Below are 15664 nucleotides of genomic sequence, written 5' to 3'. Positions count from 1 at the left end.
CGCCTGGGGGAGACATGGGGTTGCTGGGGAGGATTCTCGCCGTCGTGTGCCTGGTGCCGCTGGCCGTCACCGGTTGCGCGGCCGCACCCGAACTTCGCGCGCTGACCGGAAGGGAAGAAGCCGAGCTCCACGACGCCGAGCAGTTCCTCGTCCGTGACTGCATGGCGCGCCACGGTTTTCGGCTCTGGATCACGACCTACGACCGCCGGGCCGAACCCGAGCGGTTCCCCTACGTGATCGACGACATCGACTGGGCGAGCCGGCACGGCTACGGCACCGAGTTGCGACGGAACGCCGACGCCCGGGCGGACTCGAACAAGGTGTACTTCGACGGACTCCCGGCCGAGGGCAGGAAGGCCGCGGTGGCCGCGCTCAACGGGACCGGCCCCGGCCGGGTGGAGACCGTCCCGCCCGCCGGCGGGCTGTTGTCGAGGTACGACAACGGCTGTACCTCCCAAACGTGGCGCGAACTCTACGGTGACCTCGCGGCGTGGTACCGGGCGAGCAAGATCGCCGAAGCTCTTCCCGGGCTGTGGCGAGGGCGGGTCGTGACGGATCCGGCTTTCACCGCCGCTGTCGCCCGATGGAGCGGCTGCATGAAGGAAGCGGGACTTCCCTACGAATCCCCGGCGGCGGCGCGAGCGGCGATCAGCGCTCCGGATGCCGGAGCCGGAGGAGACGGGGAGATCCGCACAGCCGTCGCCGAGGCCACCTGCGCCGGGCGCACCGGGCTCGCCGCCACCGCCCGTGAACTGGACCGGTCGCGGCAGGCGGACGTTCGCGCGGAGTACCGGGAAGGGCTGGAAACCCGGCTCCGCCTCCAACTCGCGGCGCTTCCTCGAGCCGGGGCCGCGGTGAAGAACGCCCAGCGATGAGGCCTGCCGAAAACCAGGAAAGGAAACACGAGAAGGGATCGATTGTGTGGAGAAATCGTATTGCCGGTTTGCTGGCACTGTTGCTGGCATTCTCCTTCGCCACCGCACTGCCCGCGGGAGCGGCGACCGCTCCCCCGACGGCTTCGGCCGCTGACGGGTACGTCTACGCCTACACCGAAGTGGGCGCTGACTGTCACTGGAGCAACAACGCGCCGAGCTGGGGCGACTGCACGAACAACGTCAACGCCGTGTTCAACAACGGCTACATGGCGACCAACGACAAGGTCAATCTTTACTGGGGTGCGAGCTACGCGGGCGCGTGGGCGTGCATCGGGCGCGGCGACACGTGGTGGCCGCTGAGCTCCGGCCAGTGGATCTTCAGCTGGGGGCCCGGCCGGTCGGGCTACGGCCAAAGCGTCCAGGACAACATCGCCTCCAGTAAATGGGTCAGCTATTGCGGCAACTGAGTCCGCGATGGTTTCGAAGAAAGGGGATTCGATGAACACGCTGAAGAAAACGGTGAGTGTCGCGGTGAGCGTGCTGGCGCTCACCCTGGGGGCCGGTCTCGCCACACCGGCATCGGCCGCGACGTTCGGGGAGGCCGCCCCTGTGACGGCTCAGCAGCGGGATCTGGAATGGCGGCTGCACGACATCTACAACGACTACGACACCTGCTACTGGGCGGGCTTCGACGGGTGGAACACCCACAAGTGGGACCACTGGCGGTGCCCGGAGAGCCTCGGTGGCTACTGGCTGATGGTCGCGGACGACTAGGAACCGTCCACCGAAGACCGGTCGAGTGCTGTGTTCCGGATTCCGTCCGTGACACAGCGCTCGACCTTTCCGAGAGGTGAGGCGAACGTGTCTTGGTCGTGGGTGGGACTGGGGGTGCGTTGCGAACGCCACTTTCGCAACACTGAAGGTTGCGAAAGTGGCGTTCGCAACGCCTGCCCGTGGCTACCCGTGCCTGGTCCGGCGGGTCGCACCTCACCGCCACCCTGATGTCGCGAAAGCCACTTTCAGGACATCAGACGTCCCGAAAGTGGCTTTCGCGACACCCGAACCGACACACGAGCGAGCAAACCGACACGGTCACCTCTACCGCGTTCACTCCGCGAGTCGGCGGCCCCTGGCGATCAGCCGTGCCCGGATCTCCCCGGACCGCGCGACCTCGGCGACGGTGAGGGCCATCGCCAAGCCTGCGTCGTGGACGAACCGGTCGCCGTCGGGGCCGCCCGCCGCGACGGCGAAGGCGGCGGTGTGGTTGCCCGCCTCGGGCGGGAGGTCGAAGGAGAGCATCGGGTGGATGGCGGGAACGCGCAGCGAGACGTTGCCCATGTCCGTCGAGCCGAACATCTTGTCCGGATAGTCGGGGAAGGTCCGGCCGACGACCTTCGCGTGCTTCTCGAACAGCGGCGCCAGATCGGGGTCGTGCCGGAATTCGCGGTAGATGGAGGGCAACGCGGTGTACTCGACGCCGGTGCCGGTTGCCACGGCCCCCGCGTCGAAGCAGCGCCGCACCCGTTCCCACACTTCGTCGACTTCGTCGATGGTGTCGGCGCGGATCATGCAGTCGACGACCGCGTGGTCGGGGATGACGTTGACGGCCGCCCCGGCCTCCTTGACGACGTGGTGCACCCTGATGCCGTCGCGCAGTTGCTGGCGCAGCAGACCGATCGCGGTCTGGGCGACGACCGTCGCGTCCCCCGCGTTCAGCGCGCTCCAAGGGCGCGAGGCGTGCCCGCCGACCCCGGTGTAGGCGACCTGCCAGGATCGCGAAGCGCGCAGGTGCGGGACGACGACGTCCTTGAGCGTCGGGTGCACCATCATGGCCGCGTGGGTGTCGTCGAAGACGCCGTGGTTGACCATGATCTCCTTGCCGGTCCCCTTTTCCTCGGCCGGGGTGCCGAACACCCGCACCGTCAGCCCGAGTTCGTCGGCGAAGGGGGCCAGCGCCAGCGCCGCACCGACGGCGGACGCGGCGATGACGTTGTGACCGCAGCCGTGCCCGATGCCCGGGAGCGCGTCCATTTCCGCGCACAGGCCGAATACGAAGTCACCGGCCCCGGCCGAGGCGACGAACGCCGTCGGCAGGCCCGCCACCCCTTTCTCCACCGTGAACCCACCGGCCTCCAGCGCCGCGATGAGCGATTCCGACGTCTCGTGTTCTTCGAAGGCCAGTTCGGGGTTGGCGTTGATCCGGTGCGAAAGCTCCAGGACCGAGTCCAGGTTCTGCTCGAACGAGCGCTCGATTCCGGTCATCGTGACAGGTCCTTTCCGACGTGGTCCGCGATCTGGGCGTGCGTGGCGAACCAGACGCCGTCGTGGGAGACGATGTGCTCGAGCAGTTCGGTGAGGATCGCGACGCGGGAGCGATGCCCGATGACGTGCGGGTGGAGAGTGAGCTGGAAGACGCCGCCCTCGGCGAGGGCGAGGTCGAACTCGTCACGCCAGATCGACAGCACACCGCGCGGCGGTGTGTACGGCCGCTGTGCCCCGAATCGCTCCATCATGAAGTACGGCATGTCATCACGGATCCACTCCACGGGCAGCTCGACGATGCCGGTGGGCTCACCGTCGGCGACGATCTCGTAGCAGTCGTCGTCGGCCATCAACGACGAGTCGTACGTCAGGCCCAGCTCGCGGATGATCTCGAGCGAATGCTCGGAGAAGTCCCACGACGGGGTGCGGATACCGACCGGTCGCACACCGGTGAGACGTTCCAGGGTGTCCGCGGCCCGGAAAGCGAGGTCGCGTTCGGCTCCGGGTGGCACCTGGGTGTTGCGTTCGTGGATCCAGCCGTGCAGCGCGATCTCGTGCCCGGCGTCCACATAGGACTTCGCTTCGCCGTCGTGCAGCAGCGCGGACACGGCGGGCATGAAGAACGTCGACGGTGCCTCGAACCGGTCGAGCAGCTTCAGGATCCGGGGCACGCCGACCCTGGCGCCGTATTCGCCTTGCGACAGCTTTCCCGGCAGGATCTCGCCGTCGCGCAGCGGGATCGTCTCGTGATCGGAGTCGAACGACAAGGCCACCGCCACCTTGGCACGACCCGGCCAGGAATCCGGCCGCAACGGACGTCCCGCGCGGACCCGTTCGACGTGCCCGCGCCAGATCTGTTCATCCCACTGCCAAGGTTCACTCATGCCTCACGCTCCCATCATCATCGACCACAAAGGACGGATCCAGTTCCCGCGACATAGCCGAGAACCGGGCAAGGATCGAAGCCGCCACCTCGGGACGTGGCAGGATCGGCTGACTGTCCGCATCGAGTTCGATCGGATCCAGGCGAAGCGTGGGCCCGCCGGCCCCGCCGAGCCGGACCCGGAACACCGCGCTCTCGAACCAAGGACCCGTGACCAAAGCCGCTTCGTAGGGCGGGGCCGGGTGTGCGTCCTCCCGCGCCGTCATCGATTCCGCGTTCCACCCGTCGCACCAATCGAAGAGGAAATTCCCGGTGGAGTACAGGATCAGCCCCTGTTCGTAGAACTCCACCGGATGCAGGCAGTGCGGATGATGCCCGATGACGAGGTCCGCGCCGGCGTCGATCAGGCGCCGGGCCAGCGGCCGCTGGTACTCCGCCAGCGGGCCCTGCGTCGCGGGCAGGTAGCAGAACGGGACACCCCAGTGCAGGGCCACGGCGACGAAGTCGTTGCGCTGCTTGGCTTCGCCGATCAAGGCTTCGGCCGCGCGCACGTCCGGTTCGTGCGCGCTCGAGTGCACGAAGGGCGGCGTCCCGGGGGTCTCGTCGAGGAACGTGCTGTCGAACTCGAAGCTCTGGCGCACCCGGATCGCCCCGATCCCGGCACGGTCGGCCGTGGCGTTGAAGCCCAGCGGAAGTGCGGAACAGAAGCTGAAGAAGGCGAGTGTCCGCCCGCCCGCGGACACGACTCGCGGCCGGTTCGCCTCGGTGATCGTCTCGCCCGCCCCGGCGTGCCGGACACCCGCGGCGTCCAGCGCGCACACCGTGTCGCGAAGACCTTCGACGCCGAAATCCAGCGCGTGGTTCGTCGCCAGGGACACCAGATCGAAGCCGAGTGCCGCCAGCTCCCCCGCACCCGCGGCAGGCGCGCGCATCGTCACCAGTTTCTCGGCACGCACCCCGGCGCCGGTGAGCGGAACCTCCAGGTTGCCGATCGTCAGATCACCGCCGCGGAGCAGCCCGAACGCCGGATCACCCGGTCCGGAGCGCTCCCCCGCCGTTCGCCGCGGCCATCCCGCCGGGACGACGTCTCCCACCACTACGAGATCCATGGACGCTCCGTTTCACAATCCGATACGGCATATCGCATAGTAACCCAACTGCCGGTACGCTCGCTCTCATGAGCGAAGAAGCGGACCAGCCGACCGGCAGCGTCAGATCGATGAACAGCGTCCTGAACACCTTGCGAGTGTTCGAGGAAGTCGCCGTGCGGCAACCGATCGGCGTCTCGGAACTGGCCCGCGTGACGGAGATCCCGAAGGGCACCGTCCAGCGGTGCCTGGTGACACTCCGGCAGGCCGGCTGGCTCAAGATCATGGACCCCGAGCGCGCCCGGTGGGGGGTGACCAGGAAGGTACTGGCCCTCGGGCTGCGCAGTACGGGCGAGCGAGATCTCCAGGACGTGGCGAAGCCGGTCCTCGAGGGCCTGGCGGCCGAGACCGACGAGACGGTCATTCTCGGTCTGCGCGACGGCGAATGTCTCGTCATCCTCGCCCGCGAGGACACCACCCAGGTCGTCCGCGTCTTTCTCGACGTCGGCACCCGGGTGCCGTTGCGCGCCACCTCGGGCGGCACGGCGATCATGGCGCTGCTCGACGACGCCGAGGTCGACGAACTGCTGCGACACGAACTCACGGAGTTCGCCGACGCCCCCGTACCGGACGTCGCGGAACTCCGGCGGGAGATCGCCCAGACCGCGAAGCGCGGGTACGCGCTCAACGGCTCCTCCTCGTGGTATCGCCCGCACGTGGCCTCCATCGGCGCCGCCATCACCAATCCGCTCGGGCATCCGATCGCGACGGTCACCCTCGCCATCCCGGAGATGCGTTTTCACCGCGCCCAGGAGCACACCTTCGCGCCACTGGTGATGGCCGCCGCGGCCGAGATCAGTCACCTGCTGACGGTCGACTGACACCGAGGAGGTCTCGCATGTCGTCACGGGAGCCGGTCCAGGCGCGCGGTATCGGGCATCGTCATGATCGTGACCACGCCGACCACCGCCGCGGCGACCACGTAGATCCAGATCTTGTCCCGCTGCCCGATGTCGGCGAGCCAGGTCGTGAAATACGGCGCCGTGCCACCGAACACGGCGACCGTCGCCGCGTAGGGCAGGCCGGTCCCGGTCGTGCGCACCCTGGTCGGGAACAGTTCGGCGTAGATCGCGGCCACGTTCGCAGAGTTGCCGACGAGCAGCACCACCCCGGCCAGTTCGACGAGCAGCAGCGTCCAGAAACCCGCTCCGTCGAGCAGGCGGTAGGCGGGCCACGCGTACAGCGCGAACCCGACGACGAAGAACATGAAGGTGGGACGCCTGCCGAATCGGTCGGACAGCAGTCCTCCGAGCGGGAGCAGCAGGATGAACACGACGACCGACAAGGAGTTCGCGAGAAGGGCCGAGCCGAGGTCGAGGCCGGTGGTCGCGGTGACATAGCCGGGCATGGCCGTGATCCACAGGTAGTAGACGATCGTCCCGGGAACCGTGATCCCGACGACGCGGAGCAGGCTCAGCTTGTGCTCGGCGAACAGGGTCCGTACCGGCCGATGCGGGGCGGCGGACGCCACCGCGTCGTCGAAGTGCCGCGTTTCCTCGGTGCGGACCCGCAACCACAGGACGATCAGACCCAGCGCCGCGGCGACGGCGAAGGCGATCCGCCAGCCGAAGGCGTGCAGTTGCCGATCGTCCAGCAGCGAGGTCACGGCGAGGGCGAACAGCGACGCGAGCAGGATCCCGCCCGCGGTCGACACCTGCTGGAAGGATCCCGCAAACGCCCTTCTCCGCGGAGCCGCGTTCTCCACGATGTACGACACCGAACTCGGCCATTCCCCGCCCGCGGAAAACGCCTGCACCAGCCTGGCCACCAGGAGTATCAGGGGCGAGACCACACCCGCCTGCTCGTAGGTCGGGCACACCGCGATGGCGAGCCCACCGGCCGACATCAGGCTGATGGTCAACGTCAGCGCCTTCTTCCGGCCGAACCGGTCGGCGTAGGCGCCCAGCACGACGCCGCCGAGCGGGCGCACGAAGAAGCCCGCCGCGAAGATCGCGAGGGTGGACAGGAACGCGGCGGCCGGATCGCCCCGAGGGAAGAACTGGTTCGCGAAGACCGGGGCCAGAGACGCGTAGATCCCCCAATCCAGGTACTCGATCGCGTTGCCGAGCGCCCCGGCGAGGATCGCCTTCCGCTGCTTGCGGGTCATCCTGACCGAAGGCGCGGACACAACGGTGTGCTCGTCTGCTTTCACGGCTCTCCTTGAGGTCGAGGACGACCGGAGCACCCCGCCCGATCGATTGCATTACCGTAATACGGTATTCTCATCTGTCAACAGACCGTATTACGGTCATCGGATGTTCGTGAGGAAGTGAGTTCAGCTGTGCCCAGCAAGGAATCACCCGGCCCGGAGATGAAACCGTTGCGGCTGCGGGAGGTGACGATCCCCAACCGCGTCTGGATGTCGCCGATGGCCCAGTACGCCGCGGGATCCGACGGAATGCCCGCCGACTGGCATCTGGTGCACTACGGCCAGCGCGCGGTCGGCGGGGCGGGCCTGATCATGGTCGAGTCCACCGCGGTCGGCCCGCGGCACCGGACCACCTCGGCGGACCTCGGGATCTGGACCGAAGAGCAGGCTCTCGCGCACCGGCGGCTGACCTCGTTCATCGCCGGACACGGCGCGGTCCCCGCGATCCAACTGCTGGCCGCCGGCCGGAAGGGATCACACCAGGTTCCCTGGGAGGGCGGTGGGCAGAACGGCCCGGTCAGCGTGGCCGACGGCGGCTGGGATCTGTTCGCGCCGTCGGCGATCCCGTTCGGCGACCTTGCCGTGCCCCGCGAAGCCAGTCAGGCCGACCTCGACGAGGTCGTCGAGGCCTTTGCCCAAGCGGCCCGGATGTCCCACCTGGCCGGGTATCAGGCTGTCGAACTCCACGCCGCGCACGGGTACCTCCTGCACCAGTTCCTGTCTCCGCTGGCCAACCACCGGACCGACGAGTACGGCGGCGGCCCGCGGAACCGGATGCGCCTCCCACTGCGCGTGGCCCGAGCCGTCCGGGAAGCCTTTCCGGCGGACAAACCCGTCTTCGTCCGCGTCACCGCCACCGACTGGGCCGAAGGCGGCATCACCATCGAGGACGCCGCCGAGTTCGCGAAGGAACTCGCGGCGGCGGGCATCGACCTTCTCGACGTCTCGTCCGGAGTCTTGGTGCGCGACGCCGAAGCCCGCCCGCCCGCTCGAGCAGGGGTCAACGTCGGATTCGCGAAGACGCTCAAACAGGCTTCGGGGCTCGCGGTCGCCCCGGTCGGGCAGATCGAAGGTCTGGAGGCGGCGAGCCGGATCGTGGGAGACGGGGAGGCGGACGCCGTGCTGCTGGGCCGTCCCCTGCTGCGCGATCCGTACCTCGCCCTGCGCGGCCGCCCGGCGGACAAGGAAGCCTGGCCCGTACGCTACCACCGCGCTCTCTGACGCCGAACCCCGCTCGCCGAAAGGAAATCCCTGTAATGAGCAACACCGAGAGCCGCGAGATCCAGCGTCCCGGCGGGACCACGATCCACTACACCGCCGCCGGACCGGCCGATGGCCCCGTCCTCGCGCTCGTCCACGGCTGGGGCTGCGACCGCCACGACTTCGACGCCATCATCGGCCACCTCCCCCACGACCTCCGCGTCCTCGCGATCGACCTAGCCGAACACGGGGACTCCCGCTCCACCCGCGACGTCTGGACGATGGAGGAGTTCGGCCACGACGTCGTGGCCGTTCTGGCCGCCGAGTCCGTCGAATCGTGTGTGGTCGCCGGACATTCCCTGGGCGGCGCTGTCGCGGTCGAAACCGCCAGGCTGCTGCCCGGCACCGTCACCCGCGTGGTCACCCTCGACGCCCTGCATTACCTGACGCTGTTCCCCAAACAGGACGAGCGAACGGCCGAGGCGATCCTGCGCCCGTTCCGTGAGGACTTCGCCGTCGCGATGCGCGGCATGGTCGAGGCGGGGTCACCGCCCGGTACCGACCCCGCCCTGATCGAGGCCTACATCGCGAAAATGGGCGCGGTACGCCAGCCCGCGGGACTGCACGCGCTCCAAGGCCTGCTGCACTGGGACATGGACGCCGCGTTGCGCGAAGTCGCCCAGCCGGTCTTGGTGTTCGCGGTGCGCGCGATCATCACCCAGGAGGCCGTCGAGCGCTACCGCGACCGCGTCCGCATCGAACAGGTCGACCTGGGCAGTCACCACTTCCACGTCGAATCCCCCGAAGCAACGGCCGAACTCCTGGTCACCGCACTGTCCGATTAGGACGGATTCGGTGTCTTGAGTGGTGTTTCGATCAGCTGGTCCGCGAAACCAGACCACGGCGACACCGCCCGCGACCACGCCGGAAAGGTTGTGAAGGGCCCCTTCGCAACCCTCAGCGTAGGCAAGGAGCCCTTCACAACCCATGCACGATCCGGACCGAAGGCAGCCTTCCCGCCACCTGCACGTGTCGGTGCAGCGGTCGCGAGTGGCGCGCCGGGTTATTGAGAGGTGAGGCGGCGTGTTGCGAAAGCCACTTTCGCAACGTCGGTCGCGGGCGGGGAAGCGGCGGTGGCGCTTGTAGTACGTGAAGGGCGGCGGGTCAGCCGTCGTGTGGCTGCCGCGCGGCGAGTTCGCGCAGCGCGGTGGCCGCGGCGTTGCGGACGTGGTCTTCGCACGCCTCGCGAGCGGCTGCGGCGTCACGGCGTACGGCCGCGGCGTCGTGGATCGCTGTCAGCTCCCGGACGGTCTCCGCCCCGCGGCCCTCGGCCTGCAGGGACAGACCGCGCAGCATCTGCACGCGGGCGTGGATGCCGCGCAGCGTCGAATCGATGATCGGGTTCGCCGCGCCGTCGATGAGGGCGTCGTAGAACTCGTCCTTCATCTCCAGCCGCTCGGCCAGATCGGCCTTGCGGTGCGTGCGGGCGTAGCGCCGGATCACCTTGCCCATCCGCTCGCGGTGCTCCTCGGTGGCCCGCTCGGCGAACAAGGCGCCTGCCAGGCCTTCCAGCGCGCCGCGCACCTCGAACAGTGCTTCGGCGTCACCGGACGTCAACTCGGTGACGACCGGCCCCCGGTTGGGCACCGTGGTCACGAGACCTTCGGTGTCCAGCTGCCGCAGGACTTCGCGGACGACTGTCCGGGAGACCTCGTATCGCGCACACAGCCGCGCCTCGACCAGCCGCTCCCCCGGCTTGAACTCGGCGGCCAGGATGTCCTGCCGGAGCGCTTCGAGAACCTGTGCCCGCAGAGGCGCGGCCACGCGCTGCACTCGTTGTCCTGTCACGCCGGCCGCCTCCTCGTCACTGTTCTATGACGGTATCACTGTAGTACGACCGGTCAGGTCGACGCCGGTCACCTTCGCCAGGTACCGGGCGATCTCGGACTGGTCCGGGTTCCCCTCCCCCAGATCGGCGAGCGCGGCACGGCAGAACCGGACACACGCCTGCGACACCTCCGGCGCCAGCCCGAGCGATGTCGACAGGTCCAAGGCGGTGGTGATGTCCTTGACGGTCAACGGAAGCGAGAACCCGACCTGGAACCGCCCGTCCAGCACCTCCGGCCCGATCTTGACCTCGGTCGACTGGTTGCGGCCGGTGGACCGGTTGACGACTTCGAGCATGATCCGCGGATCCAGGCCGAATTTGGCGCCCGTGGTGAACACTTCCAGCGCCCCGACCAGCCCGATGGCGGACAACAGGTTGTTGAGCGCCTTCAGCGCGTGCGCGGATCCGACGGGGCCGACGTGCGTCACGGACGTCCCCATCGCGCGCAGCAGCGGAAAGATCCGCTCGCAGTCTTCGGCCGAACCGCCGGCCATGATGGTCAGCTCGGCCGTCGCGGCCTTGCGCGGCCCGCCGGACACCGGCGCGTCCACCAGCGCCACGCCGCGCTTTTTCAGTCGCTCGGCCAGTTCCTGGGTCGCGCGAGGCGCGGACGAGCCCATGTCCACCACCATCGTTCCCGGCCGCAGGCGACCGGCGAAGCTCCCCGGGGCTTCGGGATCGCCGAGCACCCGCTCGACGACAGTGCTGTCGGGCAGCATGAGGATCACGACGTCGGCGTCGGCACCGTCCAGGAGGCCGGGCAACGCCGTCACCCCCGCGTTCCGGGCGGCCGCGTCGATCGCGGCACGGTCGGCGTCGTGGACCGAGACCGGCACGGATCGCGCGAGAGCGCGGACCATGGGCTGCCCCATCGTGCCCAGTCCGATGAAGGTGACGGCGTATGCCATGACTGGTTCCCTTCGTGAATGTCCGGCGAGTCAGCCCTGGAAGGCGGCGACAGTCGGTTCGAGACCGTCCGCGCCGACGACCTCCCGCCAGGCCTCGAAACCGGCCTGGAACGCGACGATTCCTGCTTCGGGCAGCGAAATCTCGATCGCCTCCAGGATCTCCTTCGCGGTGACACCCAACTCGAGTGCGACCTTGATGTGACTCTGGATGTGCCCCTTCGCGGCGCGCATCACCGTGAGACTGACGATGAAGATGAGCTCCTTCGTCCGGCGGTCCAGCGTCCGCTGGTCGAGGTACGCGGCGCTGACCAGCCCGTTGGCCGCCTGCAGCACTTCGAAGTCCTGCTTGGCCATCACCTTGTGATAGTCGAGGACGTAGCCCCGTCGACGTGCCATGTCGTCGATGTAGGTCTGCGGATCGTGCTCAGTGGTGGTCATCTGGTCCTCCGGTGGTCGGCTGCAGCAATCATAATACCGTAATACGGTAATTCGCTACAGGGTTCACCGAGGCGGCCGTCGAGGCACCATCAGTCGGCCGCGAGTATCTCGGCCAGCCGAAGGGTGTCTTCGAGATAGCGCTCGTAAGGAAAGCCCGCCGCGACGAGCCCGGCACGGAGCTCGTCGTAGAGCGGTTTTCCGGCGGCATGGAAGGCTTTCCGGCCGACCTCGGTGAGACTGACCAGCCGTCGCCGCGCGTGTTCGGGGTCGACGGTGATCCGCACCAGGCCATCCGCTTCGAGCGGCCGCAGTGCCCGGCTGATCGCCGGATCGGACACCGACAGCGCCTGGGCGAGCCGGTGCTGCGTCGTCGGCTCGACTTCTTCCAGCGTACCCAGGAGCCGTATCTGGCTGTAGGTCAAACCGTCGGGGTCGTCGGCGCGCCGCCGGGCCGCTTCGCCCAGCAGCATGACCACGCGGTGCAACAAGTCTGCGAGTCCGTCATCCACGAGCTCACCATACCAGAGTGTTGACAGGTTAATATTAACTAGGTAAGACTGAGGCCATGGACAACTTCTCTTACCTCGCCCAATCCGCCTTTCCGCTGGTCTGGGTCGTAGTGCCCGCCGCCGGAGCCGCCATCCGGGCCCGCCACGCCACGTCGTCCGAAGAGCGGCTCGAGATCTGGCAGCGCTGGTGGGCCATCGGCGCCTTCGGCTGCGGCAGCCTGTGGATGACTGTCGCCTTCCTCGCCTTCCCCGACGTCATGGCGACGGCGATCGGCTTCGAGCGGACCCCCTTCCTGTTCGAAATCGCCTTCGCCAACCTCGGCATGGCCATCCTGGGGTTCCGGGCCGCCTCGGCGTCGGCGCGCGAACGCATCACCATCGGCATCGGTGGCGGGATGTTCCTCTGGGGAGCCGTGGTCGGCCACGTCTACCAGTGGTTCGCCAACGGTGACCACGCCCCCGGCAACACCGGCGGGGTCCTCGTCACCGACATCCTGATCCCGGCGGTCATGATCGCCCTGGCCGTGCGGTCCCGGCGGCTCGCGAACGCCCCGCGCCCGGTCGCGGCATGACGGCCCCCACGGAAACCGGCGACAGGATCGGGAAGGCCGCCGCCGAACGACTCAGCATCTTCGTCGACGCGGTGATCGCGATCGCGCTCACCTTGCTGGCCCTGGATCTCCCCATCCCCCAGGGCGACACGACCGGCGCCATGCTGAGCTCGTTGGCGGGACACGGCAAGGAATACCTCGCCTTCGCGCTCAGTTTCGTGGTGATCGCCGCCCACTGGCGCGCCCACCACGAGATCTTCCCCCATGTCCGCTCGCTGAGCGGCCGCCTGATCAGCCTCACCCTGCTCTGGCTGTTCATGCAGGTCCTGATGCCGTTCGCGACACGGGTGATCACCGCCGAAGGCGCCTTCCCGCTCCGGTTCAGCCTGTACGCGATGGTGCAGGTCCTGGCGTCCGCGTCGTTCGCGCTGATCATCCGGGAGATCCGGCGCGAGCAGCTGTACCGATCGGACGGCCCGCCCCGCGTGTTCGCCCAGAGCCTGCTGCGCAGCGTCTGCTTGGCCGCGGTGTTCGGGGTGTCCATTCCCGTCGCGTTCCTGACCGAGGACAGCAGCGCGTACCTGTGCTGGCTCGCGGCGCCGATCGCGCTCGCCATCGCCCGCCGGGCCACGAAAACCGCGTAGTTTTCTCTTGACCTCTGTCTCGGGGCAAGACAATCCTGGGAGTCTTGTCCGCTTTCCGGAGGAAACCCATGCGACGCCTTTTCGTACTGCTCTGCGCCCTTTTCCTGACAGTCACCGCCGTCCCGGCGTCGGCCGATACACCGCCTGATCCGGTTCCGGGCGAGAGACCCCCGCTGGGGATCACCTGGGCCACTGGGGATCCCTACTGCGTCTACCCGTTCACCGAGGACGTCGTGAAGGCCGCGGCGGACCAGCTGGTCCGCTCCGGCCTGCGGGACGCCGGGTACGAGTACGTCATGCTCGGCGACTGCTGGCAGGCGGCTCAGCGCGACGCGGGCGGCAGGCTCACCGCCCGTGCCACCTTCCCGTCCGGCGTTCCGGCGCTGGTGGACTACGTGCATTCGCGCGGGCTCAAGATCGGTTTCTACAGCGGCACGGGCGCGAAGACCTGCAGTGGCCAGGCGGCGGGCTCGCTCGACCACGAGGACCTCGACGCCCAGACCTTCGCCGGCTGGGGCGCGGACTACCTGCGCTACGACACCTGCCACAGCGTCAACGGCGACGCGCCCGCGCGGGTCAAGAAGATGGCGGACGCGATCAAGCGCACCGGACGCCCGATCACGCTCGAAGTCGACGATTTCGACCGTGACCAGAAGCCGTGGCTGTGGGGACGGGCGGCCGGGGCACAGGTTTGGCGCACGTACAAGAACGCGACCTTCAACTTCGGTTACTCGACGGGAAGTCTCGACAAGCAGTACGGGCTCGACGGCTACGAAGGCCCGGGTGGCTGGAACATGCCGGGCTCGTTCACCTTCAGCTACCTCGACACCGCCGAGCGCCAGGCCAAACTCGGGCTGTGGGCGGTGCTCAACGCACCACTGGTGGTCGACATGGCACTGGCGGCCGACGCCACGCTTCCGGCCGCCGAGATGAACAACCCCGACATCATCGCCGTCCAGCGGGACTGGGCGGGCGTCGGCGGGCACAAGGTCCGCGACACGGGCTGGACCGAGGTGTGGACGAAGCCGATGTCCGACGGCTCGGCGGTGCTGGTGCTGTTCAACCGCGGCGAGCTGGCCGCGCCGATCGCCACCTCCGTCGCCGATGCCGGACTCCCCGCCGCGTCCGGGTATCGCGTGCGCGACCTGTGGACGGGCGACGAGACCGTGACGACCGGCGCGCTCGGCGGAACCGTTGGACGGCACGCCGCCACCGTGCTGCGTGTGTGGCCAGCGAACGCGACCGCCGCGCCGCGGACGTCGCTGACCGTCGAGCTGCCCGACTCCGTGCCGCCGTCGCAGCCGGTGACCGCGACGGTCGAGTTCACCAACTCCGGCTCGACGCCGATCACCGGCGCCCATCTACGGCTGACCGCACCCGCGCAATGGCAGTTCGACGGCCCCGCCGAAGCGACCACCGAAACCGTCGAACCGGGTGACACGTGGAAGACCGCGGTGACGCTGCGCCCGATTTCGACCGCCATCCAGCCGTTCAAGATGCCGGCCACCGTGACGTACACGACCACGCAAGGCGCGCGGACCGCGACCGCGTCGGCCGAGGCCCCGCTCATGCTCGCGCCGAACCCGCCCCACACCAGCGGAACGCTCAACACCGAGCCGTGGATCTCCACGGAGAACGGCCTCGGCCCTGTCGAGCGGGACAGCACCGACAACGGCCATCCGTTCACGATCAACGGCAAGACCGAGACACGCGGCGGGCTGGGCGCGCACGCGCCGTCGGTCGTGCGGTACTTCCTCGGCGGCAAGTGCAAGCAGTTCACCGTGACCGTGGGTGTCGACGACCGCGGGCCGAACGGGACGCTCGGGTTCCGCGTGCTCGGCGACGGCGTCGAACTGGAGGCCACGGGGAACATGCGGCATGGGGACGCCGCGCAGCGTCTCGTCGTGCCGGTGACGGGCGTGCAAGTTCTCGCGCTCGCCGTGGACGACGCGAGTGACGGCTCCGCCGGGGATTGGGGAGACTGGATAGCCCCCTACGTCAGCTGCTGAAAGCACTCGGGAATTGTCGGTGGTGGATGCCATGATCGCCGCGACCCGAGATTCCCTCGGGCTGGGTGGGTAACCCGGCTGGGCGGCGCCGCAGGACGGCGCCGCCCAGCTCTCCTGCGGCAACGATCAGACGGCGATGTCGGTCTTGAAGTTCTGCCATGCGGAAGCTAACCTCCGCAGATTGGAATTGCCCGGCATCG

17 protein-coding genes are annotated in these 15664 nt (G+C 68.5%); 9 read left to right on the top strand and 8 right to left on the bottom strand.

What is annotated here, in order from left to right; all coding sequences use genetic code 11:
• Nucleotides 1-14 precede the first annotated feature (14 nt).
• From HDA45_RS38190 to HDA45_RS38180, 3 genes are all read left to right on the top strand, one after another.
• Nucleotides 15-875 (top strand): hypothetical protein, encoded by an 861-nt coding sequence (locus tag HDA45_RS38190; protein WP_184903780.1) that lies wholly within the window; start codon nt 15-17, stop codon nt 873-875.
• An 80-nt stretch (nt 876-955) separates the two neighbouring features.
• The gene (locus HDA45_RS38185) at nt 956-1342 is read left to right on the top strand and encodes a hypothetical protein (RefSeq protein ID WP_184903778.1); all 387 of its coding nucleotides are present in this window, start codon (nt 956-958) and stop codon (nt 1340-1342) included.
• A gap of 31 nt (nt 1343-1373) precedes the next feature.
• Nucleotides 1374-1649, top strand: coding sequence for a hypothetical protein (locus HDA45_RS38180; RefSeq protein ID WP_184903776.1), 276 nt, complete (start codon nt 1374-1376; stop codon nt 1647-1649).
• A gap of 333 nt (nt 1650-1982) precedes the next feature.
• Here the strand turns inward: HDA45_RS38180 and HDA45_RS38175 are convergent, their stop codons facing one another.
• Genes HDA45_RS38175 through HDA45_RS38165 form a run of 3 tightly spaced genes read right to left on the bottom strand, consistent with a single transcriptional unit; the run spans nt 1983 to nt 5129 of the window.
• Nucleotides 1983-3137 carry an amidohydrolase gene (locus tag HDA45_RS38175; protein ID WP_184903774.1) on the bottom strand — a complete coding sequence of 385 codons (1155 nt, stop codon included), beginning with the start codon at nt 3135-3137 and terminating at the stop codon, nt 1983-1985.
• Nucleotides 3134-4021 (bottom strand): polysaccharide deacetylase family protein, encoded by an 888-nt coding sequence (locus tag HDA45_RS38170; RefSeq protein ID WP_184903772.1) that lies wholly within the window; start codon nt 4019-4021, stop codon nt 3134-3136. The genes HDA45_RS38175 and HDA45_RS38170 overlap by 4 nt, the downstream gene beginning before the upstream one ends.
• Entirely contained in the window at nt 4014-5129 is a 1116-nt protein-coding gene (locus HDA45_RS38165) for a CapA family protein (RefSeq protein ID WP_184903770.1), read from the bottom strand. The genes HDA45_RS38170 and HDA45_RS38165 overlap by 8 nt, the downstream gene beginning before the upstream one ends.
• Before the next feature lie 68 nt (nt 5130-5197).
• Here HDA45_RS38165 and HDA45_RS38160 point away from each other — a divergent pair, with 68 nt between their 5' ends.
• Nucleotides 5198-5989, top strand: a complete 792-nt coding sequence (locus HDA45_RS38160) for an IclR family transcriptional regulator (RefSeq protein ID WP_184903768.1) — start codon at nt 5198-5200, stop codon at nt 5987-5989.
• Nucleotides 5990-6012: 23 nt separating this feature from the next.
• Here the strand turns inward: HDA45_RS38160 and HDA45_RS38155 are convergent, their stop codons facing one another.
• Entirely contained in the window at nt 6013-7320 is a 1308-nt protein-coding gene (locus HDA45_RS38155) for an MFS transporter (protein WP_343072249.1), read from the bottom strand.
• Nucleotides 7321-7449: 129 nt separating this feature from the next.
• Here HDA45_RS38155 and HDA45_RS38150 point away from each other — a divergent pair, with 129 nt between their 5' ends.
• Both HDA45_RS38150 and HDA45_RS38145 read left to right on the top strand, forming a co-directional pair.
• The gene (locus HDA45_RS38150) at nt 7450-8538 is read left to right on the top strand and encodes an NADH:flavin oxidoreductase/NADH oxidase (protein ID WP_343072247.1); all 1089 of its coding nucleotides are present in this window, start codon (nt 7450-7452) and stop codon (nt 8536-8538) included.
• A 35-nt stretch (nt 8539-8573) separates the two neighbouring features.
• Complete coding sequence (locus tag HDA45_RS38145) at nt 8574-9362, top strand: alpha/beta fold hydrolase (protein WP_184903766.1); 789 nt, start codon at nt 8574-8576, stop codon at nt 9360-9362.
• Between the two features lie 319 nt (nt 9363-9681).
• On the opposite strand, the gene HDA45_RS38140 is transcribed toward HDA45_RS38145, so the two are convergent.
• From HDA45_RS38140 to HDA45_RS38125, 4 genes are all read right to left on the bottom strand, one after another.
• Nucleotides 9682-10365 (bottom strand): GntR family transcriptional regulator, encoded by a 684-nt coding sequence (locus tag HDA45_RS38140; protein ID WP_343072246.1) that lies wholly within the window; start codon nt 10363-10365, stop codon nt 9682-9684.
• Nucleotides 10366-10389: 24 nt separating this feature from the next.
• Nucleotides 10390-11313: an NAD(P)-dependent oxidoreductase gene (locus tag HDA45_RS38135; protein WP_184903763.1), complete on the bottom strand. Its 924-nt coding sequence runs from the start codon at nt 11311-11313 to the stop codon at nt 10390-10392.
• A 30-nt stretch (nt 11314-11343) separates the two neighbouring features.
• Nucleotides 11344-11751: a carboxymuconolactone decarboxylase family protein gene (locus HDA45_RS38130; RefSeq protein WP_184903761.1), complete on the bottom strand. Its 408-nt coding sequence runs from the start codon at nt 11749-11751 to the stop codon at nt 11344-11346.
• Nucleotides 11752-11840: 89 nt separating this feature from the next.
• A complete protein-coding gene (locus tag HDA45_RS38125; RefSeq protein WP_184903759.1) occupies nt 11841-12260 on the bottom strand; it encodes a MarR family transcriptional regulator in 420 nt (139 codons plus the stop codon).
• Nucleotides 12261-12316: 56 nt separating this feature from the next.
• Here HDA45_RS38125 and HDA45_RS38120 point away from each other — a divergent pair, with 56 nt between their 5' ends.
• The 3 genes from HDA45_RS38120 (at nt 12317) to HDA45_RS38110 (ending at nt 15464) form a co-directional block, all read left to right on the top strand.
• Nucleotides 12317-12832 (top strand): DUF6790 family protein, encoded by a 516-nt coding sequence (locus HDA45_RS38120; protein ID WP_184903757.1) that lies wholly within the window; start codon nt 12317-12319, stop codon nt 12830-12832.
• Entirely contained in the window at nt 12829-13455 is a 627-nt protein-coding gene (locus tag HDA45_RS38115; RefSeq protein ID WP_184903755.1) for a TMEM175 family protein, read from the top strand. The genes HDA45_RS38120 and HDA45_RS38115 overlap by 4 nt, the downstream gene beginning before the upstream one ends.
• 68 nt (nt 13456-13523) lie before the next feature.
• Nucleotides 13524-15464, top strand: coding sequence for an NPCBM/NEW2 domain-containing protein (locus HDA45_RS38110; protein WP_184903753.1), 1941 nt, complete (start codon nt 13524-13526; stop codon nt 15462-15464).
• Nucleotides 15465-15664 lie beyond the last annotated feature (200 nt).

Origin of the sequence: Amycolatopsis umgeniensis, assembly GCF_014205155.1 — a bacterium.
In the GTDB taxonomy this organism is placed as follows: Bacteria; Actinomycetota; Actinomycetes; order Mycobacteriales; family Pseudonocardiaceae; genus Amycolatopsis; species Amycolatopsis umgeniensis.
Note: the sequence above shows the minus strand (reverse complement) of the source record. Positions and strands in the feature narration are given on the sequence as shown.

Coding starts and splice junctions, on each gene's coding strand:
- HDA45_RS38120 (WP_184903757.1), top strand. CDS start 12,317: ATGGACAACTTCTCTTACCTCGCCCAATCCGCCTTTCCGCTGGTCTGG.
- HDA45_RS38175 (WP_184903774.1), bottom strand. CDS start 3,137: ATGACCGGAATCGAGCGCTCGTTCGAGCAGAACCTGGACTCGGTCCTG.
- HDA45_RS38190 (WP_184903780.1), top strand. CDS start 15: ATGGGGTTGCTGGGGAGGATTCTCGCCGTCGTGTGCCTGGTGCCGCTG.
- HDA45_RS38110 (WP_184903753.1), top strand. CDS start 13,524: ATGCGACGCCTTTTCGTACTGCTCTGCGCCCTTTTCCTGACAGTCACC.
- HDA45_RS38170 (WP_184903772.1), bottom strand. CDS start 4,021: ATGAGTGAACCTTGGCAGTGGGATGAACAGATCTGGCGCGGGCACGTC.
- HDA45_RS38130 (WP_184903761.1), bottom strand. CDS start 11,751: ATGACCACCACTGAGCACGATCCGCAGACCTACATCGACGACATGGCA.
- HDA45_RS38160 (WP_184903768.1), top strand. CDS start 5,198: ATGAGCGAAGAAGCGGACCAGCCGACCGGCAGCGTCAGATCGATGAAC.
- HDA45_RS38115 (WP_184903755.1), top strand. CDS start 12,829: ATGACGGCCCCCACGGAAACCGGCGACAGGATCGGGAAGGCCGCCGCC.
- HDA45_RS38135 (WP_184903763.1), bottom strand. CDS start 11,313: ATGGCATACGCCGTCACCTTCATCGGACTGGGCACGATGGGGCAGCCC.
- HDA45_RS38165 (WP_184903770.1), bottom strand. CDS start 5,129: ATGGATCTCGTAGTGGTGGGAGACGTCGTCCCGGCGGGATGGCCGCGG.
- HDA45_RS38145 (WP_184903766.1), top strand. CDS start 8,574: ATGAGCAACACCGAGAGCCGCGAGATCCAGCGTCCCGGCGGGACCACG.
- HDA45_RS38180 (WP_184903776.1), top strand. CDS start 1,374: ATGAACACGCTGAAGAAAACGGTGAGTGTCGCGGTGAGCGTGCTGGCG.